The sequence below is a fragment of the Bradyrhizobium sp. WSM1253 genome (assembly GCF_000244935.1).
Classification (GTDB): Bacteria; Pseudomonadota; Alphaproteobacteria; order Rhizobiales; family Xanthobacteraceae; genus Bradyrhizobium; species Bradyrhizobium canariense.
On sequence record NZ_JH600073.1, the window covers coordinates 5434289 to 5459390 of the forward strand.

The window sequence follows — 25102 nt, forward strand, 5'->3', positions numbered from 1 at the left end:
AGGCGCCGCAACGGGTTAGCTACTGTGCATGGGGTTGTTTTCGCCCTTTTATCTTGAAGGGCCACCATGGTGCAGCGCGGAGGAGGGCCCGCTGGTGCGGTCCGCTCCGATGACTAGGCCCTTGCACGCGCAGCAAGGTCGGCTACCGTCGGCCCTGGCCACACGGCCAGGCGACTTTTGATTTCAATTTTTTAGCATCCGATTTTCCGGCGCCGCGACGGCGCGACGCCCACCGAACGAGGCGGGGCCATGATCACACGGGACCAGTCAGCGCTGCTCGCGCCGGTCGAGCGCGACCTGCGGCTCGATCTCTTCCGCGGCATCGGTCTGTGGATGATCTTCCTCGACCACATCCCGCACGACGTCGTGGCCTGGCTGACCTTGCGCAATTACGGCTTCAGCGACGCCGCCGAATTCTTCGTCTTCATCTCCGGTTATCTGGTCGGCTGGATCTACGGCCCGATCGTCGCGGGCGGCTGGTTTGCCGCCGCGCTGAAGCGGCTGTGGCGGCGCGCGGTCGAGATGTATGTCGCCCACATCATGCTGTTCCTGCTGTTCACGGCACAGATCGCCCGCACCGCGCGCCGCTTCGACAATCCGATGTACGAGCACGAGTTCAATGTCTTCAATTTCCTGTCGCATCCGGACGAGCTGATCGGGCAGGCGATCCTCCTGAAGTACAAGCCGGTCAATCTCGACGTGCTGCCGCTCTACATCACGCTGGTGTTCGCCTCGCCTTTCATCGTGTGGTGCCTGGTGCGGCGGCCGAACCTGACGCTCGCCGCGTCCGTGGTGCTCTACGTGCTGGCGCGCTGGTTCGACTGGAACGTCGCCTCCTATCCGCCCGGCACGCACTGGTACTTCAATCCGTTCTGCTGGCAGCTGATGTTCGTGTTCGCGGCCTGGTGCGGCATCGGCCAGATCGACAAGATCGCGAGATGGGTGTGGTCCAAGGCGGCAATGACGTTGGCCGCGGCCTGGCTGGCGTTCGCGCTGCTGATCGTGATGACCTGGCACGTCCCCTCGCTCGATGCCCTGATCCCGAAATGGATGATCAAGGCGATCTACCCGATCGACAAGACCGACCTCGACATGCTGCGCTTCACGCATTTCCTGGCGCTGGCAATCTGGGTGACGCACCTCATCTCGCGCAAATGGCGGACCCTGCACGGGGCCTGGCTGCGCCCCGTGATCCTCTGCGGTCAGCATTCGCTGCCGATCTTCTGCCTCGGCGTCTTCCTGTCGTTCTCGGCGCACTGGATCCTGACGCAATACACCAAGGGCGTATGGGAACAGCTCGCGGTCTCCGTCGTCGGCATCGTCATCATGATCGCCGCCGCCTGGCTGCTCGACCGGGCCGAACGGGTGCCGAACCTGTTCGTGAAGGTGACGGAGATCGAGGAGGCCGACACCGTCCTGGAAAGCGCGCCCGCGGACAGGTCTGCCGTGGCGCCCGCGGGTCATTGAGGATCGCCGGCCTGCATTTTCGTGGAGAGATCCAACGGAGACGTTTATGTCCAGACTTGTGTTGACGATCGCCGGCACCCTCCTGCTTCTGATCTCGGGTGCATCGGCGCAAGCACCCTCGCCGGAGGCGATGAGCGCGGCGCGCAAGCTCGTGGTCACCCTGAAGATCGCGGATCAGTATCGCGCGCTGTTGCCGCAGCTCCTGCTCAAGCTGAGGCCCGTGGTCGCGCAGGACAGGCCGGAGATCGAACGCGACTATGACGCAGTGACGGCACCCGGCTCCGAGATCTACACTCCGGCCCTCACCTCGATGATCGACCAGGTCGCCGCTCTCTACGCCCAGAGCTTCAGCATCGACGAGCTGCGCCAGATCGAGGCCTTCTATGTCCAGCCGACCGGGAAGAAGCTTCTGGAGAAGTCGGATGCGCTGGCGCAGGCAAGCGCGCAGATCGGCCAGGACGTCGGCCAGAAGACGGCCGACGAATTGAAGCAGCGTCTCATCGAGGCGCTGCGCCAGAAGGGGCACAAGCTCTGAGCTTGCCGCGCTCGCTGGCTGATTGACGCGGCCAGCGCCCGCGCGGCTCGACGTGTTCTTGGGGCCGCAAATCTATCTCGGCGCCTCCGGCGTGATCACGGGCAAGCCTGCGGCCGACAACATCCTCTCATTGATCCAGGCGCACAAGGTCACGTCGTTCTTCGCGCCGCCGACGATCTGGATCGCGGGCAAGCGCGAGCTGCGCCAGCGCTTCGTCGGCGGTGAACGCTCGACAAGGCGATCCAGAAGAATTTTGGGACTTGACGCATTCCTCTTCTCGCTCTCCCGCAAGAACAGGGAGAGCGAAAAAGGACGCCTCAATACTTCTTCACGTGGGCACCGAACGCGAACCACAGCGCCATCGACGCGAGGCCAAAACCGCCGAGCAGCAGGAACGTCGGGCCGTAGCCGATCCATTGCGCGATCCAGCCGCCAAGCGCGGGACTGAGGCTCGCGCCGATGCCCTGCACGGTGATCACGGCACCCTGGCCGAGATTGATGCGGCCGGTGCCGTTGAGCGCGCGCGCGACCATGCCGGGGACGGCAACCGTCTGGAGTCCCGTGCCGATGCCGTCGAGCACCTGCATCGGTACGACGCCCCACCAGCCCGTGACGAAGAAGGCGAGCACGCCGCGGATGGGCAGGAACATGAAGGAGACGAGGATGACAGGCCAGTAGTTGCGCTTGCTCGCCGCTTTCATGGCGATCAGCGACGTGATGATCATGACGCCTTGCGCGATCACCACGGTGGTCGCGACGAAGCTCGGGCCATTGGCTTGGCCTTCCGCGACCGCCGCCAGGCCATAGAGCGGAACGATGGCGGCATTGCCGAGATGAAACAGCGCGAGCGCCAATGCCAGCACCAGCAGCGCGCGGTGCTTGAGCAGCATCGTGAACGCGTCCGGCGCGCTGTCGGGATCGTCCTCCTTGCTGCCGCGCGCAGCGCGATCGTCGATCGCCTTGGCCGGGATCATCATCACGCAGGCGATCGCGATGGCGCCGAACACAGCCGCCAACACGAACACCGAGACGTAGCCGAACTTGTAACCCAGATAGCCCGACAGCGCGGCGCCGACCATGTTGCCGGCGTGGTTGAAGGCCTGGTTGCGGCCGTTGAGCGCGTTGAAGCCCTTCTGCTTGGCAATGCCGAGCGTGATGCCTGTGACAGCCGGCACGATCGCGGCGCTCGCAAGGGATTGTGCGACTTGCGAGAACGTCACTGCCCAGAAATTCTGCGAGATCAGGATGATCGCGGACGCGAGCACCACGCAGATGCCGGGAATCACGACCCACATCCGCTTGTTGCGGCTCGCGTCGATGAAGCCGCCGATCGGCGTGGTGATCAGCATGCCCGCGACATTGCCGATCGTCATCGCGGTGCCGATCAAGCCGCTCGCCCAGCCGCGCTCCTGGAGGAAGACGCCGACGAAAGGGCCGATGCCCGACTGCATGTCGGCCATGAAGAAGTTGAGAGCGAACAGGGGCCAGATACGAGACGAGGAGGGGGACCGCGATGTCATCGATACCAAAACGTGGTCTCAGCCGGGATACGGCGGGTGGGACATGATCCTTTCAGCCAATCGTTCTGGCGCGGACGAGAGTTTAACGGGCGCTGATCGGGTTGGTTCCAGGTTTCGCCCGGTCGGCGGGGCTTGCGATCACGGCCAGCAATTCCCTATTGACGTTGGATCGTCTTTGTCGGGAGTACGGCATGCCCCTCTGGACCTGCGAAACCTGCGGCGCGCAATTTCCGGGCGAAAATCCGCCAACGTCCTGTGAAATTTGCGAGGACGAACGGCAATACGTCGGCTGGAACGGACAGACTTTCCTCACGCGCGAGGCGCTCTCGGAACGTCACCGCATGGTCTGGCGCGACGACCTCGGCCTGACCGGCATCGCGCTCGAGCCAAGCTTTGCCATCGGTCAGCGCGCGCTGCTGGTGCCGCTCGCGGACGGCTGGCTGATGTGGGACTGCATCCCGCTGGCGACGCCGGAGGCGATCGCGCATGTGCGGTCGCTCGGCGGGTTGAAGGCGATTGCGATCTCGCATCCGCATTATTATGGCGCGCTCGCCGACTGGAGCGAGGCGTTCGGGGGCGTGCCGGTCTATTTGCACGCCGATGATCGCCAATGGGTGACGCGTCCGCATTCCTCGATCGTGCACTGGACCGGCGAAAGCCATCGCATCTCCGACGATGTGCTGCTGCTGCGCACCGGCGGTCATTTCGCCGGCGCCACCATGCTGCACCACGCGAGTGGTGCGGACGGCAGGGGTGCGCTGCTCACCGGCGATATCGCGCAGGTGACGATGGATCGCCGCTTCGTCAGCTTCATGTACTCCTATCCGAACTACATGCCGCTCAACGCCGCCGCGGTGCGACGGATTGCGGCTGCCATCGAGCCGCTGGCCTTCGACCGTGTCTACGGCGCCTGGTGGGATCGCAATATCGCCGCAGGCGCCAAGGCCGCATTCGCGGCCTCTGTCGCGCGCTATCTGGCCGCCATCGCATGAGCCGGCGCGAGACCGCATTTATCTTGCTGGTCCACAATAAATGGACTATAAGTACAGTTATTAAGCGTGACGCGACGATGCGTCTGCGGGACCGGCATGATCGATGCATCGCTGTTTCCGCGGCGCGCTTGCCGCGTGAGCGGGAGTTCGGTCCATGACGGCAGGGCGCGACTACGAGATCTTCGAGGCCGGCGACGTCGCGCTCCGGTCCGGGGTCGTCGTCCCTTCGCTCAAGCTCGCCTACAAGACCTACGGCACGCTCAGTCCGGACAAGGACAACGTGATTCTCTATCCGACCTCGTTCAGCGCGCAGCACGCCGACACCGAGTGGCTGATTGGCCCCGACGGGATGCTCGACCCTACGCGGTACTTCATCATCATCCCGAATCTGTTCGGTAACGGGCTGTCGTCCTCGCCGTCGAATACCGCCGCGCCGTTCCCGATCCTGACCTATCACGATGCCATCGCGGTCCAGCACCGGCTGCTCACCGAGCGGTTCGGCATCTCGAAGCTTGCCCTGGTCTATGGCTGGTCGATGGGCGGCATGCAAGCCTATCACTGGGCGGCGCTGCATCCCGATATGGTCGAGCGGGCGGCCGTCGTCTGCGGCAGTGCCCGCTGCGCGGCCTATAATTACGTCTTCCTGGAAAGCGTGAAGGCCGCGCTGACCGCCGACCCCGCCTTCCGCGACGGCCGCTTCGCCGAGAAGCCCGTCGCAGGCTATCGCGCCATGGGGCGCGTCTACGCGGGTTGGGCGATGTCGCACGGTTTCTATCGCGACGAGATCTGGCGCGAAGCGGGCTTCACCTCGCTGGACGACTATCTCGCCCGCAGCTGGGACGCGGCGTTTGCCCGGCGCGATGCCAACGATCTCCTGGCGCAGATTGGGATCTGGCAGAACGGCGATATCAGTCGCTGCGCCACATTCGACGGCGATCTCGATCGCGCGCTCGGTGCGATCACGGCCCACATGCTGCTGATGCCCGGTGCGACCGACCGCTATTTCGACGTGCGCGACAACGAGGACGAACTCGGCCGGCTGGTCAATGCGCGCTCTGCGGTGCTGCATCCGATCCCGTCGCTGCACGGCCATCGCGCCGGCAACCCCGTCAACAATCCGCGCGATCAGGCCTTCATCAAGGCCGAGATCGCGGAGCTCCTCAGCAAGTAGGACAGGCATCCGATCATGAGCGACGCAACGATTTCAGAGTCCGGCCATCGCTTGAAGCCGCTGGCGCCGACGATGCTGCGGGAATTGTCGGTGCGCTCCAATCTCAGAGGTGCCGCGCAAAGCCTCAGCCATTACGGCCTGGTCGTACTAGTCGGCGCGCTGATCTGGAGGGTCTCTTCGACCTGGGGTGTCTTTTGGGCGCTGCCGCTGATAGCGGTGCAGGGCTATCTCGTCGCCTTCCTGTTCATGGCCGTGCACGAGACCGCGCACAAGACGGCGTTCAAGAGCCGCGGTCTCAACCTCGTGGTCGGCTACCTCTCGGGTTTCATCATCGGATTGCCTTACGAATATTATTGCCTGTTTCACTGGGACCATCACCGCTACACCCAGGATCCGGACAAGGACCCTGAACTGGTCGTCGGCGTGAAACCGAAATCCGACACGCAGCTCGCGCTCGCCTATAGCGGCGTGCTTCAGGTCGCCGGACGCCTGCGGCTGATGCTCGGCCATGCCGTCACCGGCAAGGTCGTCGTGCCCTGGATTCCCGAGAACAGGCGCGCCATCATCGTCACCGAGGCGCGCGCTTATGCCGCGCTCTATGCGTTGCTGCTCGTTCTGTCCTTGTGGTTCTCGTCGGCGCTGCTGCTCTGGGTCTGGATCGTGCCGCTGATCATTGGGCAGTTCTTCCTGCGGCCCTATCTCTACGCCGAACACACCGGCTGCGAGCGTACCCGCAGCGCATTCCAGAACACTCGCACGACCTACACCGGCGCAATCGTCAAATGGATCGCGTGGAACATGCCCTATCATGTCGAGCACCACGCCTATCCCTCGATCCCGTTCCACGCGCTGCCAAAGCTGAACGGAATCGTCGACGGCGAGATCGTCCATCGTGGCCGCGGCTACATCAGGACGACGCGCGAGACGTGGGCCTGGTTTCGGCGACATAGACAGGCCGGCTAGCCGAAGAAAGTTGACGCGCAAAGGCCCCGATCGCGGTGCGATCGGGGCTTTGTCGTGAATGCGGCTGATATCAGTAGATCCCGTACGCGCACACGTTGACGACGCGGACGCGCAGGCCGTGGCGGGTCTGGACGACGCGCTCCTGATAGCAATTGTTGACGCCGCTGTTGACGTAGACGCCGCCAAAGCCCCAGCTGGGACCCCAGTGATGGTGAAAGCCGTGGGCCGACGCGGCGGTGGGGGCGAGAGCGGCAACGCCGAGCGAGCCGGCGGCGATCAGACCAAGTGCAAGCTTACGAAACATCTTCATTCTCCAGTGTGGCGCAAGGGCCGTTGTTGTGTCCCTGCATCTCGGTCGAGCCGAAACGCGGATGCGTTCATGCAGGCAGGGGAGAATCGTGTTTCAGGAGTGTTTTGTCGGTCGCGGCGCGTTGCGCCGCCGTCCTGTTTTCCGCGCCGCGCGATAGCGCACAGCCATCGCCTCTGTCAGCTCCGCCATCTTCTCGCGCAGATCGGCCGGTTCCAGCACTTCGGCCTCGGGCCCGAGCCGCAACAATTCGGCGGCGGCATGCCATGACGTCTTGCCGGTCGGCACTCTGGCAATGCGCCAGCCATCTGCATCTGCGGTGTCTTCGAGCTGCGTACGCGCCCTGACGTAAGGTTGGCTCAGTGCGTCGAGCAGTTTCACGCCGAAGGGCGACAGCCGGACGATCGCGACATTGGGATGCATCTCGGCCTCGAGACGCAGCGTTGCGTCCCGCCAATAGGCGGCGAGATCGAAACCGGCGGGCCGCTCACAGCGATCGTCGAGCGCCGTGCAATCGAGCACGCGCGCGACGCGATAGGTCCGCACGCTGCCGTCGACCAGACCTGCGAGATACCAGCTGCCGCCTTTCAGCACGAGACCGAGCGGCGCGACGCGGCGGTGCTTCTCGGCGCGCCAGCTCTGGTAACGGATTTTGATCAGTGTCCCGCGCAGGGTCGCGGCAGCGATGGTGCGCAGATGCTTTGGTTCTTCCGCCTCGCCTAACCAGCCCGGCGCGTCGAGATGAAAACGCTCCTGCATCCGTCCCGCGTCTTCGCGCAAATTGGCGGGCAGGGCGGCCATCAGCTTGTTCTGTGCGGCGATCATCGCCGCATCGAGCCCGAACGCCGCCGCCGGGCCCGGCAATCCCGCCAGAAACAGCGCTTCCGCCTCGCTTTGCGACAAACCATTCAGCCGCACGCGATAACCGTCGAGCAGGCGATAGCCGCCCTCCGCACCGCGGTCGGCATAGACAGGGACGCCGGACGCCGCGAGCGCGTCGATGTCGCGGTAAATCGTGCGCACCGAGACTTCGCAGGCCTCCGCGAGCTCGGGCGCGGTGACCTGCCCCTTGGCCTGGAGGGTGGTGAGGATCGACAGCATCCGGCTCGCGCGCATGATCTCTTAAACCATACCTGACACAGGATGTCAGGTATGGTCCGCTACAACGCCATCGCCAGCCGGCCAGATGGAGACCGCTATGACCGATCCGAACCGCATCACGTTATATTATTCGCCGCAAACCCGGGCCACCGGCACGCGGGTGCTGCTGGAGGAGCTGGGGGCGCCTTATGATCTCCATGTCCTCAACATGAAGGCCGGCGAGCAGCGCCAGCCGGCCTATCTCGCCATCAACCCGCTCGGCAAGGTGCCAGCGATCCGCCACCACGGGCAGCTTGTGACCGAGCAGGTCGCGATCACCATCTACCTCGCCGATCTTTTTCCGGAGGCGGGGCTGACGCCTGCGCTGAACGATCCGCTGCGCGGCCCCTATCTGCGCTGGATCGCCTATTACGGCTCATCCTTCGAGCCGGCCCTGATCGACAAGTTCATGCAGCGCGAGCCGGCACCGATCACGCAATCGCCGTATGCCGACTATGACATCATGCTCGGCGCGCTCGAGGCGCAGCTGTCGAAGGGACCGTATCTGCTCGGCGAGCGCATGACGGCCGCGGATGTGCTGTGGGGCGTCGCGTTCAGCTGGACCATGATGTTCGGCATCGTGCCGAAGAAGGATGTGTTCGTCCGCTATGCCGAACGGATGACGGCGCGGCCGGCGTTCCAGCGTATCACTGCGGCCGATGCCGAGATGGCTACGCAGCATGCTGCGGCTGCTGGAGCGTGAGCGGCATGCATCGGTGAACGACGGCGCGCATCTCAAATCCGGTGTCGTCCCGGCGAAGGCCGGGACCCATAAGCACAGGATTACGTTTTGCGAAGACCCGGAGTTACCAGTTCGCCCTACAACTCCTTCCTGGGAGTATGGGTCCCGGCCCCCGTGCGCAATTGCGCACTTAGCCGGGACGACACTGAGGGTGTGGCGCGCTGTTGCGAAATAATGTCCATCTCACTCAAAACCGAGGCAGTCGTTTTTCCGCGAAGGCCTTGATGCCTTCCTTGATCTCGTCGCCGCGCATGCTGTCGCGGTGACGGTGGTCGGCGGCTTGCTGGTCGAGTTCGCCGCGGGCAAATTCGTTGATCGCGCGCTTCATGCCGCGCATCGCCTGCGGAGCGTTGCCGGCGAGGATGTTGGCGAGCTTGTCGACCTCCTCGTCCAGAAACTCGACCGCCACCATATCGGTGAGGTAGCCGATCCGCAGCATCTCCGGCGCGCTGATCTTTTGCGCGGTCAGGAACAGCTTCTTCGCATTGTCGACGCCGAGCCGCGTCACATAGCGTTTGATGCCGCTGCTGTAATAGTGCAGCCCGAGCCGGGCCGCGGGCATGAACATCTCCGCAGTGTCGACGCCGATGCGGAAATCACAGGCGAGCGCGAGATCGGTCGAGCCGCCATAGACGCCGCCATTGAGCCGGCAGATCGTGGGTACGCCCAGATCCTCCAGCCGATTGACGACGACCTCGAACGCCGAGCCCGCGCTCTGCTGCTCGCTCGCACTGACCGCGCGCTCGGCAACGGAATTGAGATCGTAGCCCGCGGAGAAGGCGCGCCCGGTGCCGGTCAGCACCAGCACGCGAATGGCGGGATCGGCCTCGACCCGGTCGAACAGCTTGACTAGCTCGCCGAGATCCTCGGCCTGGAGCCGGTTGAGATGTTGAGGCCTGTTGAGGCGAATGGTGGCGCGTGCGCCGGTGATTTCGAGCACGGGGCCAGAGGCCGCGTCGGTGATATCCGACATTCTTGTCTCCATTTATTTGTTTTCGAGCGTGCGCCGCTTCGCCTCGGCATCGATGGTCTCGGCGAGATCGGGATGCCGCGCCATCAGCACGCGGAAGTCGACGAGGTCGAGCACAAGAAGCCGCGACACCTTGGTGGTCGAGACATTGGCGCCGCGCAAATTGTTGCCGAGCAAGGCCATCTCGCCGAAGAAGGCGCCGTCGCCGAGCTGCACCTTCTTGCCGGGCAGGTCGACCTCGACCTCGCCGGCGGCGATGAAATACATGCAGTCGCCCTGCGTACCCTTGCGGATGATCATGGTGCGCGCCGGCAGCTCCATGGTGCGCAGCATGTGGGTGACGTCGGCGATGGCGGCCGGCCCAAGCGCCGCGAAGAACGGCACCTTGCTGACGGATTCCCAGGTCTTGAGGAAGTTGTCACGCCGGGTCTCGGCGGCAAAGCCGGTCGCCAGGATGCCGGTCCAGAGGCCGAACACACCGAGGCCGGAGATCATCACCAGCGCGGCCACCATGCGGCCCAGCGGCGTCACCGGCACGACGTCGCCATAGCCCGTCGTCGTCAGGGTTGCGACGGCCCACCACAGTGCGGCGGGGACGCTGCCGAAAGTCTGGGGCTGCACGTCCCGCTCCAGGAAATATTCCGCGACCGAGGCCAGGAAGACCACCATCAGGAAGATCACGAGCACGCTGACCAGCGGTCCCGATTCCAGCACCAGCACGCGGCGGAGCTGCCGCAGGCCGGGAATGCCGGGCACCACCTTCAGCACCCAGAGCACGCTGAGCAGCCACGCCGTCCTGGGCTCGATCCCGAGAATCAACGCGGCCGGCACAGCCAACGCTCCGACTGTGTCGACCAGCCCGGCGGAGGAGGACATGTAGAGTGCAAGGCGCCCCTGTCGCGCCATATGGCGTAGCCGGACCACCCATTCGAACACGAAGTAGACGAGGCAGGTCCAAAGCAGGGCATCGACCCAGCGATGCGCTGTCTCATAGGCCGGGTTGACCGTCAGCAGCACCATGGCGAGCACGCCGACGGCGACGGCCACGTAGGCCGCCCTGGTCATGTTGCGGCCGGCTGTGGCGGCCGCGAACTGGGCCATAGCGGAGATCAGCGGCTTGGACATGCGGGACGGCGGCTCGGTTTTGTCTTTGCGGTCCCCGGCTGGAACCTCGGTGCCAAAGTGCCTGCCCGGGCCGAGGTCGTCAACGACGGGCGCGTCCGCCGGCCACGCGCCGCTACTTGAAATGCGGCGGTTCGTCGTAGCCGCGACGGCTGCTGAAGAACAGCAGCACCATCAAGCCGATGCCGACAACAACGGAAAACCCGGCCCCCAGCGCCAGCGCCACATAGCCTTCCGTCGGGATCGGCTCGCCCTCGACCGTCATCGCGGAATAAGCGAAATAGCCAACCGCCGCCAACATTCCCAGCAGGAAGATGATGAGGAGTGCACGCATGGCGCAGTCTCCGGTTGATCCGAGAACAAACGGTTGTGGACCGGGGACGGTTCCCGGACTAGGGCCCCCCGGTCGCTCGGCCCGCCGCAGGCGGGTGTCTCGAAGGATGGCCGCAGTCGAGCTTCGATAGGTCAGGCACTCTGAGCTGTCTTCACCACCACGACATTGCTCTCGTCGTGGTGGGGAGGGGCCACATCCTGAGCTGCCTTCTCGCTCTCGCCGGCATGGCGCTTGAGGTAGTCGCGGCGCATGCCGATCTCGTCGCGGACGAATTCGTAGCCGAGCTTGAACGTGTCGAGCCCGTCGGTACTGATCGTGCCGTCTCTGAGGCCGATGACGGCGCCGCGTAAAATGCCTTCCAGCTCGTCCTGGAGACATTCGAGCTGGTCCAGCGAATGAGCGTGTTCGATCCGCTCACCGATGTCGAGAATGGCGGTGGAGAGCTCGCTCGCCTTCTCGGGCGCGATCCGGGTGATCTTGGCGTAGATCGCGGCGAAGATCGAGCCGATGACGCTGAGCGCGGCAGCGCCCAGATACATCAGGTCGCTGTACTTATCCATGAACGACTTGGTGTCGTCGTTGATGTAGTCGGCCGCCCCTTGATGCGCCATCACGAAGGCGTCCTTCTCGACGGAGGCGGGCTCGATTCTGCTGGCAAAGCCGCTGTCGAGCCCGAGCGCGGACTTGTTCTCGTAGACGGTGCGCGCGAGTTCCCCGGCCGCCGTCGGCGACATCCTGGATTGGGCGACCAGCAACCATTCGAGACCGATCGTGTCGAGATCGTCGTCGGGAATTTCCGGCGATGCAGACAGCGTCCCCGCCGTCAGCGTCTCGCTGGAAATGCCGGGGATCCTGCGCGCCAGCGCTTTCGCCTCGTCGATCGCGTTCAGTGTGAAGCCGCCACGCCTGGCGACCTGCTCATACGCCTTGTCCCGCACCGCCCGCGAGGCGTGAACGATGGCGACGACCGCGCCAAAGCCGCTCGCCGGCGCGAACAGCTTGTCGAGCGTTGCGCCCTGCGGCGCCATCTGGATCTTCGCCGCGTCCGGACCGTCGGGAATGTCGAGGATGCCGCGGACGAAGGCGAGCGAGGATTCGCTGTCAGCGAGGACGGCGACCTTCTTCTTCTTCAGCTCGGCGAGCGACTTGATCTTTTTGTTGCCGGGCCCGAGCAGCAGCACGAGATCGTGCTCGAGGATCGCGAGCGTGCGTGCCCGCAGCGGCACCTTGGCGTCGGTGCGGAGCACCGCGAGGTCGGCCTGCTTGCGGTCGAACTGGGCGATCGCCTTGGCGTTGTCGGCGTTGTTGACGATCTTGATCCGGAAGCGCGAGGCGTTGTTCTTCAGGACGGCGGCGAGCTTGGCTGCGAACAGCGCCTCATCGCTGTTGGGCGCGCCGACGGCAAAGGTCAGCGTTTCCGAATTGTGCACCAGCATGCGGCCGCCCCAGACGGTGGCAAGCGACAACAGCAGGGTCAGCACGACGTAGAGGAAGACCTGCTGCTGGTTGGTCTTGATCACCTTGGGTCGCCGGGGCGGTGGCTCGATCGGCGATGAGGTCGGGCCCTCAGTACTCATGGCAGCACTCTGGCCTTATGCTTCCGGTGGCGGGCGGCTCGCGGATGTGATCGCTGCGGTCGCCCTGCAATTCGTAAACGTCTGAAAAAAGAACGATATTCTCTACCGGCGATGATAGCGCGCAGCCCGCGGAATGCAAATTCCGAGCCGAAGGTAACCTTACTCAAGTCGGCCGCGGCGATTGGCCATCCTATCACCAGTTAGCCACAGTTGGCGATTTTCCGGTTCCCCCCGGCTGCATTCCGCCGCGGGAGGTGTCATAAATCGCAAGTCCCGGCGATTTGACCGGTCCAGGAAGAGATTGCGCTGAACGCTCCAATTCTTCTTGTCACGTCAACGAGGGCGCCTTGTCGTTTCCACCCCTGTCATCGGCGGTTCCGGTCGAAGCCCTCATTGGCTGGATGTTGCTGCTGACGTTCAAGCACATCATCGCCGATTTCGTCCTCCAGACCGCCTGGATGGCGCACGGCAAGGACCAGAAGCACGGCTGGGCCCTGCCGCTCCTGGTACACTGCCTGGTTCACCTCGCGGTTGCGCTGCCGCTGATCCTGATCGTGGCGCCGAAATTCTGGTTCGTGGCGTTGATCGACTTCGTGATCCACATCACGATCGACCGCGCCAAGGGCCTCGTCTCGGCCAATTTCGGCGTCGACCTTGCGCATCCCTGGTTCTGGACCCTGATCGGTGTCGACCAGGCCCTGCACCATCTGACCGGCTTCGGCCTCTCCATCTTCATGGCGGCGAACTGACGGACGATGGCCCTCTGAAGTGGCTGTCGGGCCTGCATGGTTCGAGACGGCGCTTCGCGCCTCCTCACCATGAGGGTGAGAATCTTTCAGCAGAAAACAGACCTCACCCTGAGGGCACGCCGAAGGCGGGCGTCTCGAAGGATGGCCACAGAGAAACCCTTTCCAGCCCATTGATTCGCTGCCCACGCGCAAGCACCCCGGGCGACTACCGGGCAGCGTGGTTAACCTTTCATTAGAGAATTGCACTGCATCTTCGCCCACGAGGGAGAACTGCAATGTTTTCAAGCCGCGATACCTTTGAAGGCGATTCGTGCCCGGTCCGCGACGAGCTCCTTGGCGAGATGTACCGCGCCAGCGAGAGTGGCCTGCCGAGGTTGGTTGAAAGTGTTTCCCCAGACGCGCGCGCCAGGCTGGCGCTGTTCTGCTATCGCCGCAGCCATTTGCACTCGCTGGCGGTCGCGATCGCCGGCAGCTGTAACGAGCGCGACCTGATCGAGAACGGCGGCCGTGTCGGTTCGACGCTCTACGCGCTCGCGCGCGAAGGCGCGGCGAAATCCTCGCCGTCGCTGTCCGGTGGCCGCAAGCCGATCACGCTGTCGACCAAGCCGCTCTCGGTGCTCGCGCCGCTGGACGACGAGATCGACGACGAGATCAGTGAAGCCGTCCCGGCCTAAACGCTCGCGATAATTGGCAGCCCGAATTTCCGTCGCGCCATCGCGCATTCGGCATCACCCGGCATGCATGTGCGGCACACCTCCGGCCGCACTGCGTAGATGCCGCACGCGGTCGCTTTTCCAATTTCTCCCTGCAACGCCGAACAGCGATCGCCTTCGCAGCGCATGCCGGATTGACGCGCGTTGACGAGCGCTTCGGGAATCGCGGCGAGCTCCTCGTCGCTCTCGATCGAGAAGCGAGGCCAGTTCGCCGAATAGCCGCAGCAGGCGCCGCAACTCTGGCAACAGCTCGACAGGTCGACGGGGGCGTTCTCGTCCATCGTCACGTGTCCTTCACGTATCCTTGGGCGGGCCCCAGACCAGGCTTTGCCGCCATTTCGCGCGCAGCACGTCGCGCCTTTCAGGATATCTCTCGTCGGGATAGCTCGCATCCACCACGCGGTCAGTGCGGAAGCTGCGGAAGTCGCCGCGCAGCTCGCACCAGGCCGCGAGCAGGCGCACGGCTTCGAGATAGCCGATCGAAATCGGCCAGATCATGCGCTCGCTGGCGCGGCCCTGCTCGTCGCGATAGCGCAGCATGATCTTCTTGCCTTCGTGGATCTGGGTGCGCGTGCGTGCCATGTCGAGGCGGTCCGGCTCCCTGTTCCAGCTCGGCCGGGCCCGGCTTGCCGGCTCCAGCACGAAGGGGCGCAGGCGCTCGGGGACAGTGTCGGCGATCTTGGCCATCAAATCTTCAGCCGCGCGCGCCAGCGCGGGATCGGCATGGCCGGCGACCCATTGCGCGCCCAGCACCGCCGCCTCGATCTCGTCGGGTGTCAGCATCAAAGGCGGCAGGTCAAAACCCTTTTCCAGGATGTAGCCCATGCCGGCTTCACCGCGGATCGGCACGCGTTGGCCGATCAGCGTGGCGATGTCGCGATAGATCGTGCGCTTCGAGGTCTCGAGCTCGGCCGCGATGGCGTCCGCCGTCAACGGCTTACGCGTGCGCCTCAGCACCTGGATGATTTGAAACAGCCGGTCGGCGCGTCTCATGACGGGTCTCTTGTCGGTGGTTTTTCAGAAGGTGGCGCGCGGCTGCTGACAGGATGTTGGCAGCAGGGGAGTTCTATACCGGGACAACACGTCGACTGAAGAGGATTTGTCCATGATCATTCCAACTCATTTCGGCCCGGCCGCTGCGCTGTGGCGGACCCAGCCTTTACGAGTCCCGCCTTTGCAAGTCCTGCGTTTGCAAGTCCGAGCTTGGTACGCATGGGCGTTCGGACGCCTCGTATCGCTTGATCTCATGGTGCTCGACCTCCGCCTTGCGCTCGCGACCGTGGTGGCTCGCTTCCTGGTCCAGGCCGCGGACGGGCTGGTTCATCATGTCATGGCCCGCGCCTGGCGGGGGGCCCGTTTCGCAGAAGATATCACGGCTGCTGCCACCATGGTGGCAGCAGCCCGCGGCTAAGTTCCCTCAACTCTTTCGGTCGTTTCAGGAGAGCCTTCATGATCACGCTTTACGGCTTTGGCGCCGGTTTCGGCCTGCCGGAAATCAGCCCCTTCGTCACCAAGACGGAGGTGCAGCTCAAGATGGCGGGACTGCCCTACCGGAAGGAGCGGGCGATGCCGCCCGCCTCTCCCAAGGGGCAGCTGCCTTTCATCGACGATGGCGGCGAGGCGGTGGCCGATTCCACCTTCATCCGCGCCCATATCGAGCGCCGCTATGGCTTCGATTTCGACGCCGGGCTGTCGCTTGCCGAGCGCGCACAGGCTTGGGCATTCGAGCGCATGATCGAGCATCACGTTTATTTTGCGCTGGTCGGGGCGCGCTGGGTCGACCCAGTCAATTTCGCCAAGGGGCCTGCGCATTTCTTCGACGGCGCGCCGGAGCACAATCGCGAGAAGTTGCGCGAGGACGCGCAATTCCGTGTCGCCGAGAACTATTTGCTCTCCGGATTAGGCCGTCACGCGCCCGATGACGACGTCGATCTCGCCGTGCGCTCGCTGTTTGCGCTCTCGGTGCAGCTCGGCGACAAGGCCTGTCTGATGGGCAACAAGCCCTGCGGCGTCGATGCCACCGCCTTCGGTGCACTCGCCGGGATCCTGACGCCGTTCTTCGAATCCGCGCTGCGCCGTCGCGCCGAAGGATTTCCGAACCTCACCGCTTATGTCGACCGGATGATGGACACTTACTATCCGGAGTTCGCCTGGACCCCGTTGCGACAGGCGGCTTAGTGCTGTGCGACGTTGGCTTGGGGCGCTGAAGCCTCCACGTCGTCATGGCCGGGCTCGTCCCGGCCATCCACGCGTTGCCGCGCGGAACGAAGAACGTGGATGCCCGGGACAAGCCCGGGCATGACGCCCCGAGGGTCTGGGACTGCAAACAAAAGAGCCGGCCCATCGGGCCGGCTCTCGTCGTCTCAATCCTGCGGTCGCGCCTATTTCACCAGCATGTACTTGCCATTCTTCACCGTGAGCAAAATCCGCGAACGGTCGTCGAGGCCGTAGCGGTCCTTTTCGGTGAAGTTGTAGACGCCCTGACTTGCGGCCAGCTCCTTCTCCGACAGCAAGGCCTGGCGAATTGCTTCGCGGAATTCCGGCGTGCCGGGTTTCGCCGTCTTGAGTGCCGTCGGGATGATGCGCTTGAGAATCTCGAAGGCGTCGTAGGAATGGCCGGCGAACTGGCTGCGGCTGTTCGGGCCGTACTTGGCTTCATAGGCCGAGTTGAGTGCGAGGCCCGGCTTCTTGGTGGCGGCTTCGTCCGGCTGGTCCTCGGGATCCATGACGGGACCGGAGGCCATCAGCACGCCTTCCGCCGCTTTGCCGGCGATGCGGATGAAGTCCATGCTGGCGGCGCCGTGGGTCTGGTAGATCAGGCCCTGATAGCCACGCTCGCGCAGCTCGGTCTGCGGCAGCGCGGCTGCGGTGCCGGAAGCGCCGACCAGAATGGCGTCGGGATTCGCAGCCACGAGCTTCAGCACCTGTCCGGTCACCGAGGTGTCGGGGCGAGCGAAGCGCTCCTCGTCGGCGATGGTTATGCCCATTGGCACGGCCTGCGCCTTCAAATCGTTGAACCAGAGGTCACCATAGGAGTCGGAATAGCCGATATAGCCGATGGTCTTCACGCCCTTGGCCTTCATGTGATCGTACAACACCTTGCCCACGATCGGGATCGGCTGCGGCATCGCGACCGACCACTTCATGCGCTCCGGCGTGATCGGGAACGGCGCCAGGCCGAAATGCGGAATGCCGGCTTCGTTGGCGACGTTCGACACCGCGATGGTCGGCGGCGTCAGCGCCGAGCCCATGATGATATCGGCCTTGGATTCGGTCACGAAGCGGCGGGCGTTGGTGGTCGCGGTGGTGGGATCGCCGCCGTCGTCGAGTACGATCACCTTCAGCGGCACGCCGCCGATCTCCTTCGGCACGAACTCCAGCGCATTGCGCTCGGGAATGCCCAGCGCTGCGCCCGGGCCGGTCGTGGTGGTGGTGATGCCGATGGTGACCTCGGCGGTCTGGGCCAGCGCGGGCACGGCCGGCAGCGCAAGCGCGGCCGCGGTGACGGCGGCGGTCAGGTAAAAGCGTTTCATCTATTCCTCCCTTTATGTGTTTCTTTGAAAGCAGAAATCGGGGGGTAATTCAGCCCCCTCTTTTGGTGATGTGGCGATTTAGCTCCGGGCCTCGCTCCCCGTGAATTTGGCTACCATTTCCGCGGGAAACGGTGCCGATTTCAGTTTGTCGGGGTTAACGGGGTCGCGGCCGACCAGCACGCGCGTCTCGAAACCTTCGATCGCCAGAGCTTCGCCCTTGAAGACGCTGTGCTTCACCTCGAAGCTCGAGCGCTTGATGCTCTCGACCTTGGTTTCGATGGTGATCCAGTCACCATAAGTCGAGGGGATGTAGAACTTGGCGCGGGTGTCGACCATGGGAATGCCCACCAGGCCGTATTTGCGGACCAGGTCCTGCTTGGAGAACCCGGCGACTTCGAACAGGGTCGAGGTCGAATCGTCGAACATCGCGAAATAGCGCGGGTAATAGACGATGTTGGCGGGGTCGCAATCACCCCACTGGATCTGGACGTCGCGCCGGTTCACGAACATATGTCGCGCCCTATTTCGGTGCCATGCGCAGCGAGCCGTCGAGGCGTACGACTTCGCCGTTCAGGTACGAATTCTCGACCATGTGCAGGGCGAGCGCCGCGAACTCGTCGGCGTGGCCGAGCCGGCGCGGGAACGGGATTGCGGCGGCGAGTGAGTCCTGGGCTTCCTGCGGCAGGTTGGCGAGCAGCGGCGTGAGGAACAGGCCGGGCGCGATCGTCAGCACGCGGACGCCGAACTGCGCCAGCTCGCGCGCGATCGGCAGCGTCATGCCGACGATGCCGCCCTTCGATGCCGAATAGGCCGATTGCCCGATCTGGCCGTCATAAGCGGCAACCGACGCCGTGTTGATGATGACGCCGCGCTCGCCGGTTGCCTGCGGCTCGAGCTTGGACATCTCGTTCGCGGCAAGGCGAAGCATGTTGAAGGTGCCGATCAGGTTGACCTTGATCACCTTGTCGAAATCCGCGAGCGCCATCGGGCCGTCGCGGCCGACGACGCGCTTGGCAACGCCGATGCCGGCGCAATTGACCAGCACGCGCGCGGGTCCATGGGCCTTGGTCGCCTGGGCGATCGCAGCTTCCGCGGAGGCCGCATCGGAAACATCGCAGGTCACCGCGACGCCCTTGATCTCGGCGGCCACGGTTTCCGCGAGCTTGGCATGGAGGTCGCACACCGCCACCCGGGCGCCCTGCGCCGCCAGCTTACGCGCGGTCGCCGCGCCCAGTCCCGATGCGCCGCCGGTGACGATGACTGCCTGATCCTTCAACAACATGGCGTTCTCCCTGTAGCGATGTTTTCTTAGCCGACCGATATCACACGGTCCGATGGATTGGCAGCGTAGAGCTCCTCGATCAGCAGGCTGCGATGCTCGAGCACCGCGCGCTGGTTGATGGACCCCTTGTCGGTGACTTCGCCCTTGTCGATCGAGAGCGGCGTGTCCATGAGGATCGCGCGCGTGATCCGCGTCGAGGATCCCGTGGCCGCGCCGAGAAAGCGGGTCAGCCGTTCGCGAAATGCCTCGCGCACCAGCCGGTCGCGGGTCGCGAGGACGAGATCGTCGGTCGGCAGCGTCGGGTTGATCAGCCGGCAGCCGTCGAGATCGAGTACGACGAGCGCGGAAACCTCGTCACGGTTGATGCCGGCGATGACGACGTCGCGCACCAGCGGTGCGCAGGCCGCAACGAAGCGCGCGCGCAACGGGCCGACGCTGACCCAGGTGCCGCTGCCGAGCTTGAAATCCTCACCGATGCGGCCGTCGAAATCGAAGCCGGCGTTGAGATCGTCGGGATCGACAGGCTTGAGCGCATCGCCGAGCTTGTAGAAGCCTTCTTCGTCGAACGAATTCGCGGTGATGTCGGGCTGGCGCCAGTAGCCGGGCATCACGTTCGGTCCCTTGCAACGAACTTCCATCTTGCCGTTGTTCGGCACCAGCTTGGCGTCGTTGCCGGATACGGGAAGCCCGACATGACCGGAGCGGCTGGTGCGCGGGTTGACCGACATGAAGAACGGCGCGGTCTCGGTTGCACCGAGGCCGGTCAGCATCGGCACGCGGTAGCCTTTTTCCTTGACCGCGAGCTCGTCGAGGCTGTTCCAGACGAACGGCGACAGCGCCGCGCCCGAGAAGAACATCGCGTGCAGCCGGTCGAAGAATTTCGCGCGCAGGCCCTGGTCGTCGCGCAGATAAGGAAGCAGCGACTCGTATCCCTTGGGGACGTTGAAATAGACTGTCGGCGAAATCTCCTGGAGATTGCGCACGGTTTCGTCGATGCCTCCAGGCACCGGCTTGCCGGCATCGAGATACATCGAGCCGCCATTGTAGAGCGTCAGCCCGATATTGTGGTTGCCGCCAAAAGTGTGATTCCAGGGCAGCCAGTCGATGATGACGGGCGGCTCGTCCTTGAGGAAGGCGAGCGTCTCGCGCAGCATCACCTGGTTGGCGCAGATCATGCGCTGGGTGTTGATGACCGCCTTGGGGTTGCCGGTCGAGCCCGAGGTCAGCAGGAATTTCGCGATGGTGTCGGGACCGATCTTGCCGTGGACTTCGTCCAGATCGCCGCGGATCGGGGTTGCCATGAGGTCGGCGAGCGAGGTGACGTCGCGGCCCGGCACGTGGCCGTAGGACGCGGCGATTTCGGTGCCGAGCGAGACGTTGGCCGCGAGCGCGTCGGCGAACTTGTCGGCGTCCTCGGCGAAGACGAGGCCGGGCGTCAGGAGCTTCATCAGGTAGGAGAGCTTGCCGTAATCCTTCGAAACCAACGAATAGGCCGGCGACACCGGGCAGAACGGAATGCCGGCATAGAACGCGCCAAACGCGAGCAATGCATGGTCGATCGAATTGCCGGAGAGGATGACGACCGGCCGCTCCGCCGACAGCCCGCGCGCAATGAGTCCTGAGGCGATGTGCCGGCTCGCGGCGAGCAGCTCGGCGTAACTGATCTTGCGCCAGCCGCGACCGCCTTCGCGCTCGGCCATGAAGATGCGATCCGGCGTCGTATTCGCCCAGTGATGCAGGCGGTCGGTGATGCGGGCCGGATAGTCTCCGAGCGGCTGTTTGGGCCGCAGGTAAATCGTGCCGTCGTCGCGCCGCTCGATATTCACGACGGGATCGCCGAATGAAATGGGCCGCAGCGGGGAAGTGCTCGCGCCGCGCTCCATGCTGGAAGAGGACGGCTGCGCGCTCATGATTTCGGCTTCACCTTTGCGGTCTTGTGCTCGAGGAATTCGCGGATCCTGCGCTTGGCTTCCTTGTCGCTCTGCGCCACCGTCGCCATCAGCGATTCCATCAACAGGCCGGTCTGCGGATTGGCCTCCGCGATCATCGGCAGCGCCTGGAGCACGGCGAAGTTGGTCAGCGGCGCGTTGGAGGCGACCTTGGTCGCAAGCTCCATCGCCTTGCCGAGGCCGTTGCCGGCTTCCGTGACATATTGCGCAAAGCCGTAGGAGGTGCCTTCGGTCGCGGAATAGACGCGGCCGGTCAGCATCATGTCCATCATCCTGGCGACGCCGATCAGGCGCGGCAGGCGCACCGAACCGCCGCCACCGACGAAGATGCCGCGCTGTCCCTCCGGCAGCGCGAAATAGGTCGACGGTTCGGCGACACGGATATGCGCCGCGCAGGCGAGCTCCAGCCCGCCGCCGATCACGGCGCCCCTGAGCGCCGCGATCACGGGCACGCGGCTGTACTGGATGCGGTCGAACACCCGGTGCCACATCTGGGAATGGAGAAGGCCGCCGGTGGCATCATGGTCGGTCAGTTCGGAGAGGTCGAGACCGCTGGAAAAATGGTCGCCGATGCCGTGGATGACGACCGCGCCGATATCCTCGGGAAGGGACGTAAAACACTCGCCGATTTCCAGGATGATGCCGTCGTTGAGCGCATTGCGCTTGGCCGGCCGATTGAGGCCGACGGTCAAAACCCGGTCCGCCCGCTCGATCTTCAAAAGCCCGGAGGCGCCCGCGTCGGCGGTCTCGGCGTTTCCCTGTGTCATTTGCGTCCTTGTCAGAATAGTTATGTTGTATAACGAATTCAGGGGGAGTCAATACGGCTGGCAGCGGGGAAGCCGATGCATCGTCCGGAAATGGGACGACAGTCCGGGTACAGAGCCCGTACCCGAATGCCCGATGCGCAAGATTGGGATGAATATCACCGACGCCGATGCTATCCGGCCGCTACGCCGCCTTGGTTCCGCTTTGGGGTTGCGCCACAAGATTGATACCCATGGCGTGGAGAACCTTTATCACAGTGCCGAATTCGGGTTTGGCCTCGCCGCCAAGCGAGCGATACAAGTTCTCACGGGATAGACCGGCTTTTTCGGCAATGGCGCCCATGCCCTGAGAGCGCGCTACGGCGCCGATTGCCATCGTTATTGCGGACGGATCGTCGGATTCAAAGGCTTCGGTGAGATAGGCCGCAACCATCTCCGGACTGTCGAGGTACTCCGCAGTATCAAAGGATTTCACTTTTGCCATTGCTCAGACCTCCAATTCGCTCGCGATCTTCTTTGCCAACGCTATGTCCCCTGGCTGAGAGCCTTTATCGCCACTGCAAAGAAGAATGATGATCTCCTCGCCTCGGGCAACGTAGTAGATCCGGTATCCAGCGCCCTCGTGAACTCTCATTTCGCTGATGCCGCCTCCGACCGGAGCAACGTCTCCGGGATTGCCGAGCGCCAGCCGATCGATCCGGGCCAGGATTTTTGCCTTCGCTCTCCGGTCTCGCAGGTTTCTAAGCCAGTCAGAGAATTCGTCGGTTCTCTTGATCGTCGGCATCTGTAGCGTATACGCTACATAAGTGGCAATGTCAATGGACCAGCCGGCCCTTGGTGCGGCGCCACGCGTTCACATCACCTGATGCACGTCGATCACGACGCGGTCCGCATGCCGCGCGGCTGAACCGACAAAAATGTGCTGCATCAGCCAGCGGTACTTCTCATGCCCGGTCTCGAACTTCGGCACGGTGCGGAAATAGATCAGTTTAGGATCCACCGGCTCGCCGCGCTTGAGCTTTTGTAACAGCTCGACCGGGCCGAAGCGCATGCCCTTGTTCTCGACATAGACGATGGCGCCGTCGTTGGTTTGGAAAGCGTACTTCGCTTCGAGATCAATCAGCTCGTTGGGGCGGATGGTCTGGAAGTCGGCGCCGAACGGCAGCACCTTGCCGGTGATCGCGCCCGAGACCTCGCCGCCGATGATCGGGATGATGCGGCGAACGCCGATGCCGGTCTCGCCGGCGGTGACGACGTCGCCGATACGTGCAGTGACGGTGAAGACGTATCTGGTTTCGAGCGCCGGCGTGGTCATCGCTTCACCTCCTCAATGCGCCATCATCCGCGTCGGCAGCCATGTCGCCAGCAGCGGGAAGGCGATCAGGATCACGAGGCGCACGAGGTCTGTCGCCACGAACGGAATCACCCCCTTGAAGATGGTGGAGAAGGAAACGTCCTTCACCACGCTCTTGATGACGAAGACGTTCATGCCCACCGGCGGGTGAATCAGGCCGAGCTCGACCGTCATGACGATGATGACGCCGAACCAGATCGGGTCGAAGCCGAGATGCATGATCACGGGGAAAATGATCGGCACGGTGAGGATGATCATCGCCATGGCGTCCATCAGGCAGCCGAGCACGAGATACATCACCATGATCAGCGCCAGCACGCCGTAGGGGCCGAGGCCAAGGCCGGTGAGGAATTCCGTCACCTTCTGCGGGGTCTGCGTCACCGTGAGGAAATAGCCGAAGATCAAGGCGCCGATCAGCACGGTGAACACGGCGGCCGCCGTGCGCGTCGCCTGCAGCAGCGAGGCCAGAATTTTCTCGCGGTCGAGGCGGCCGGTCGCCACGCCAATGATGAAGGCGCCGGCAGCGCCGACGCCGCCGGCTTCGGTCGGCGTGAAGCGCGGCAAATAGGGCAGACCGTAAAGGCCGCCGATCACGAACACGAACAGCAGCACCGGCGCCCAGATGTCCTTCAGGCCGGCGAAGCGCTCGCGCCATGGCAGCACCTTGCCCTTGGGCAGAAAGTCCGGCCGGAAATAGCCGATCAGGAAGATCGTGATCATGTACATGGTCATCGCCAGAATGCCCGGGATGATGCCGGCGATGAACAGCTTGCCGATGTCCTGCTCGGTGATGATGCCGTAGACGGCGAGCACGGTGGAGGGCGGCAGCATCGCGCCCAGTGTGCCGCCGGCCGCGATCACGCCGGTGGCAAACGACTGCGGGTAGCCGAAACGGCGCATCTCGGGGTAAGCGACCGCCGAGAAGGTCGCTGCGGTCGCGACCGAGGAGCCGCAGATCGCGGCAAAGCCGCCGCAGGCACCGACGGTGGCGATGCCGAGCCCGCCGCGCAAATGGCCGACAAAGCCGTTGGCGGCGCGGAATAGCTCGCGGCTCATGCCGGAATTGCTGACGAAGGAGCCCATCAGCAGAAACATCGGAATGACGCCGAAGGTGTAGTCGGTCACCGTGCGCATGGAGGTCTGGCCGACCAGCTTCAGCGCCGGCGTGGCGCCGACGAGATAGGAGAAGCCGGAGACGCCGACGAGGCCCATGGCCATGCCGACGGGCACGCGCAGCAGCATCAGGGCGAACAGGGAAACGAAGCCGATAACGGCGACGGCATCGGTGCTCATGATTACTCCGTCGCCTTCAGCTTGGGGTCGTGCATCTCTTCGGGATGGAAGATCAACCGATAGGTGCGGATCGCGATCAGCAGCACGGCGGAGACGTCGCCGATCCAGGCGATCGCGAAGAACGGCCAGGTCGGCATGTGCATGTCGAAGGTCTGGACGTTGTCGTTGTAGGTGCCGCGGACCTTGTCGAACAGCGTCCAGGTCTGCACCGTCACGACGAACAGCAGCACCAGTGTCGCGAACACGTCGATCCAGCGCTGGTAGCGCGGCCCGACATTGCCCCAGACCAGATCGACCGTGATGTGGGTGCCGCGATAGGAGGTCGCGGCGATGCCCCAGAAGATGAGGATGCCGAGCAGCATGCGGCCGATGTCGAAACTATCGGGGATCGCATAGTTCAGCGTGTTGCGCAGCAGCACCGACAGGAAGATGTCGAGTGCGACAATGCCGACGAAGGCGGCTGCGATCCACTCGATCGAATCGATAACGCGATCCATCCAGCTGCGCTTCATGGGAGCTTCCTGCTCGAGATGAGTGCGAGTTGCATCAACAGCGATGCTGCACTCCCTCTCCCGCTTGCGGGGGAGGGCTGGGGTGGGGGTGTCGCCGCAATGAACGGACCCCG

Annotated in this window: 29 protein-coding genes; 10 read left to right on the plus strand and 19 right to left on the minus strand. The window is 64.0% G+C overall.

Annotated elements, in window-relative coordinates; genetic code table 11:
• Window positions 1-249: 249 nt before the first annotated feature.
• Window positions 250-1467, plus strand: coding sequence for an OpgC domain-containing protein (locus tag BRA1253DRAFT_RS27030; protein WP_007599617.1), 1218 nt, complete (start codon window positions 250-252; stop codon window positions 1465-1467).
• A gap of 46 nt (window positions 1468-1513) precedes the next feature.
• Window positions 1514-2002, plus strand: a complete 489-nt coding sequence (locus tag BRA1253DRAFT_RS27035) for a DUF2059 domain-containing protein (protein WP_007599619.1) — start codon at window positions 1514-1516, stop codon at window positions 2000-2002.
• 317 nt (window positions 2003-2319) lie between these two features.
• Here the strand turns inward: BRA1253DRAFT_RS27035 and BRA1253DRAFT_RS27045 are convergent, their stop codons facing one another.
• Window positions 2320-3522, minus strand: a complete 1203-nt coding sequence (locus tag BRA1253DRAFT_RS27045; protein ID WP_007599621.1) for an MFS transporter — start codon at window positions 3520-3522, stop codon at window positions 2320-2322.
• Between the two features lie 191 nt (window positions 3523-3713).
• On the opposite strand from BRA1253DRAFT_RS27045, the gene BRA1253DRAFT_RS27050 reads away from it, so the two are divergent.
• The 3 genes from BRA1253DRAFT_RS27050 (at window position 3714) to BRA1253DRAFT_RS27060 (ending at window position 6648) form a co-directional block, all read left to right on the plus strand.
• Window positions 3714-4514 (plus strand): hypothetical protein, encoded by an 801-nt coding sequence (locus BRA1253DRAFT_RS27050; protein ID WP_007599623.1) that lies wholly within the window; start codon window positions 3714-3716, stop codon window positions 4512-4514.
• 154 nt (window positions 4515-4668) lie between these two features.
• Complete coding sequence (locus tag BRA1253DRAFT_RS27055) at window positions 4669-5685, plus strand: alpha/beta fold hydrolase (RefSeq protein ID WP_007599625.1); 1017 nt, start codon at window positions 4669-4671, stop codon at window positions 5683-5685.
• A gap of 15 nt (window positions 5686-5700) precedes the next feature.
• Complete coding sequence (locus BRA1253DRAFT_RS27060) at window positions 5701-6648, plus strand: fatty acid desaturase (protein WP_007599627.1); 948 nt, start codon at window positions 5701-5703, stop codon at window positions 6646-6648.
• Window positions 6649-6718: 70 nt separating this feature from the next.
• Here BRA1253DRAFT_RS27060 and BRA1253DRAFT_RS27065 read toward each other — a convergent pair whose 3' ends face one another.
• Both BRA1253DRAFT_RS27065 and BRA1253DRAFT_RS27070 read right to left on the minus strand, forming a co-directional pair.
• Complete coding sequence (locus BRA1253DRAFT_RS27065; protein ID WP_007599629.1) at window positions 6719-6952, minus strand: hypothetical protein; 234 nt, start codon at window positions 6950-6952, stop codon at window positions 6719-6721.
• A gap of 99 nt (window positions 6953-7051) precedes the next feature.
• A complete protein-coding gene (locus tag BRA1253DRAFT_RS27070) occupies window positions 7052-8071 on the minus strand; it encodes a YafY family protein (protein ID WP_035994003.1) in 1020 nt (339 codons plus the stop codon).
• A gap of 82 nt (window positions 8072-8153) precedes the next feature.
• On the opposite strand from BRA1253DRAFT_RS27070, the gene BRA1253DRAFT_RS27075 reads away from it, so the two are divergent.
• Window positions 8154-8798, plus strand: a complete 645-nt coding sequence (locus BRA1253DRAFT_RS27075) for a glutathione S-transferase family protein (RefSeq protein ID WP_007599631.1) — start codon at window positions 8154-8156, stop codon at window positions 8796-8798.
• A 226-nt stretch (window positions 8799-9024) separates the two neighbouring features.
• Here BRA1253DRAFT_RS27075 and BRA1253DRAFT_RS27080 read toward each other — a convergent pair whose 3' ends face one another.
• The 4 genes from BRA1253DRAFT_RS27080 to BRA1253DRAFT_RS27095 all read right to left on the minus strand — a co-directional run bounded on the left by BRA1253DRAFT_RS27080 (window position 9025) and on the right by BRA1253DRAFT_RS27095 (window position 12840).
• Window positions 9025-9810: an enoyl-CoA hydratase/isomerase family protein gene (locus tag BRA1253DRAFT_RS27080; protein ID WP_007599632.1), complete on the minus strand. Its 786-nt coding sequence runs from the start codon at window positions 9808-9810 to the stop codon at window positions 9025-9027.
• 12 nt (window positions 9811-9822) lie between these two features.
• Entirely contained in the window at window positions 9823-10932 is a 1110-nt protein-coding gene (locus BRA1253DRAFT_RS27085) for a cyclic nucleotide-gated ion channel (protein ID WP_007599633.1), read from the minus strand.
• 112 nt (window positions 10933-11044) lie between these two features.
• Window positions 11045-11263, minus strand: coding sequence for a hypothetical protein (locus tag BRA1253DRAFT_RS27090; RefSeq protein ID WP_007599638.1), 219 nt, complete (start codon window positions 11261-11263; stop codon window positions 11045-11047).
• A 131-nt stretch (window positions 11264-11394) separates the two neighbouring features.
• Entirely contained in the window at window positions 11395-12840 is a 1446-nt protein-coding gene (locus BRA1253DRAFT_RS27095) for a TAXI family TRAP transporter solute-binding subunit (protein ID WP_007599640.1), read from the minus strand.
• A 401-nt stretch (window positions 12841-13241) separates the two neighbouring features.
• Between BRA1253DRAFT_RS27095 and BRA1253DRAFT_RS27100 the strand changes: the two genes are divergently transcribed.
• Both BRA1253DRAFT_RS27100 and BRA1253DRAFT_RS27105 read left to right on the plus strand, forming a co-directional pair.
• Window positions 13242-13589 (plus strand): DUF3307 domain-containing protein, encoded by a 348-nt coding sequence (locus tag BRA1253DRAFT_RS27100; RefSeq protein WP_018458457.1) that lies wholly within the window; start codon window positions 13242-13244, stop codon window positions 13587-13589.
• A 275-nt stretch (window positions 13590-13864) separates the two neighbouring features.
• Window positions 13865-14263, plus strand: a complete 399-nt coding sequence (locus BRA1253DRAFT_RS27105; protein ID WP_007599645.1) for a hypothetical protein — start codon at window positions 13865-13867, stop codon at window positions 14261-14263.
• Here the strand turns inward: BRA1253DRAFT_RS27105 and BRA1253DRAFT_RS27110 are convergent.
• Window positions 14260-14583 (minus strand): YkgJ family cysteine cluster protein, encoded by a 324-nt coding sequence (locus tag BRA1253DRAFT_RS27110; RefSeq protein WP_007599647.1) that lies wholly within the window; start codon window positions 14581-14583, stop codon window positions 14260-14262. The two genes, BRA1253DRAFT_RS27105 and BRA1253DRAFT_RS27110, sit on opposite strands and share 4 nt — an antisense overlap.
• Before the next feature lie 13 nt (window positions 14584-14596).
• A complete protein-coding gene (locus tag BRA1253DRAFT_RS27115; RefSeq protein WP_007599649.1) occupies window positions 14597-15295 on the minus strand; it encodes a YafY family protein in 699 nt (232 codons plus the stop codon).
• 112 nt (window positions 15296-15407) lie between these two features.
• Here BRA1253DRAFT_RS27115 and BRA1253DRAFT_RS27120 point away from each other — a divergent pair, with 112 nt between their 5' ends.
• Both BRA1253DRAFT_RS27120 and BRA1253DRAFT_RS27125 read left to right on the plus strand, forming a co-directional pair.
• On the plus strand, window positions 15408-15713 hold the full coding sequence (locus BRA1253DRAFT_RS27120; RefSeq protein WP_007599651.1) for a hypothetical protein: 306 nt from the start codon (window positions 15408-15410) through the stop codon (window positions 15711-15713).
• Window positions 15714-15751: 38 nt separating this feature from the next.
• Window positions 15752-16480, plus strand: coding sequence for a glutathione S-transferase family protein (locus tag BRA1253DRAFT_RS27125; RefSeq protein ID WP_007599652.1), 729 nt, complete (start codon window positions 15752-15754; stop codon window positions 16478-16480).
• Window positions 16481-16683: 203 nt separating this feature from the next.
• On the opposite strand, the gene BRA1253DRAFT_RS27130 is transcribed toward BRA1253DRAFT_RS27125, so the two are convergent.
• The 10 genes from BRA1253DRAFT_RS27130 to BRA1253DRAFT_RS27175 form a co-directional block, all read right to left on the minus strand.
• Window positions 16684-17835, minus strand: a complete 1152-nt coding sequence (locus tag BRA1253DRAFT_RS27130; protein WP_007599653.1) for an ABC transporter substrate-binding protein — start codon at window positions 17833-17835, stop codon at window positions 16684-16686.
• Between the two features lie 78 nt (window positions 17836-17913).
• Window positions 17914-18345: a thioesterase family protein gene (locus BRA1253DRAFT_RS27135; RefSeq protein ID WP_007599654.1), complete on the minus strand. Its 432-nt coding sequence runs from the start codon at window positions 18343-18345 to the stop codon at window positions 17914-17916.
• Window positions 18346-18355: 10 nt separating this feature from the next.
• Window positions 18356-19117 (minus strand): SDR family NAD(P)-dependent oxidoreductase, encoded by a 762-nt coding sequence (locus BRA1253DRAFT_RS27140; RefSeq protein WP_007599655.1) that lies wholly within the window; start codon window positions 19115-19117, stop codon window positions 18356-18358.
• A 26-nt stretch (window positions 19118-19143) separates the two neighbouring features.
• Window positions 19144-21027 (minus strand): feruloyl-CoA synthase, encoded by a 1884-nt coding sequence (locus tag BRA1253DRAFT_RS27145; RefSeq protein ID WP_007599657.1) that lies wholly within the window; start codon window positions 21025-21027, stop codon window positions 19144-19146.
• Window positions 21024-21833, minus strand: coding sequence for a crotonase/enoyl-CoA hydratase family protein (locus tag BRA1253DRAFT_RS27150; RefSeq protein WP_007599659.1), 810 nt, complete (start codon window positions 21831-21833; stop codon window positions 21024-21026). The genes BRA1253DRAFT_RS27145 and BRA1253DRAFT_RS27150 overlap by 4 nt, the downstream gene beginning before the upstream one ends.
• A 181-nt stretch (window positions 21834-22014) precedes the next feature.
• Window positions 22015-22314: an addiction module antidote protein gene (locus tag BRA1253DRAFT_RS27155; protein ID WP_007599661.1), complete on the minus strand. Its 300-nt coding sequence runs from the start codon at window positions 22312-22314 to the stop codon at window positions 22015-22017.
• Between the two features lie 3 nt (window positions 22315-22317).
• Window positions 22318-22614 (minus strand): type II toxin-antitoxin system RelE/ParE family toxin, encoded by a 297-nt coding sequence (locus BRA1253DRAFT_RS27160; protein WP_007599663.1) that lies wholly within the window; start codon window positions 22612-22614, stop codon window positions 22318-22320.
• A gap of 69 nt (window positions 22615-22683) precedes the next feature.
• The gene (locus BRA1253DRAFT_RS27165) at window positions 22684-23145 is read right to left on the minus strand and encodes a DUF3237 domain-containing protein (RefSeq protein WP_007599665.1); all 462 of its coding nucleotides are present in this window, start codon (window positions 23143-23145) and stop codon (window positions 22684-22686) included.
• Window positions 23146-23157: 12 nt separating this feature from the next.
• Window positions 23158-24477, minus strand: coding sequence for a TRAP transporter large permease (locus BRA1253DRAFT_RS27170; RefSeq protein WP_007599671.1), 1320 nt, complete (start codon window positions 24475-24477; stop codon window positions 23158-23160).
• 2 nt (window positions 24478-24479) lie between these two features.
• Entirely contained in the window at window positions 24480-24989 is a 510-nt protein-coding gene (locus BRA1253DRAFT_RS27175; RefSeq protein WP_007599673.1) for a TRAP transporter small permease, read from the minus strand.
• Window positions 24990-25102 lie beyond the last annotated feature (113 nt).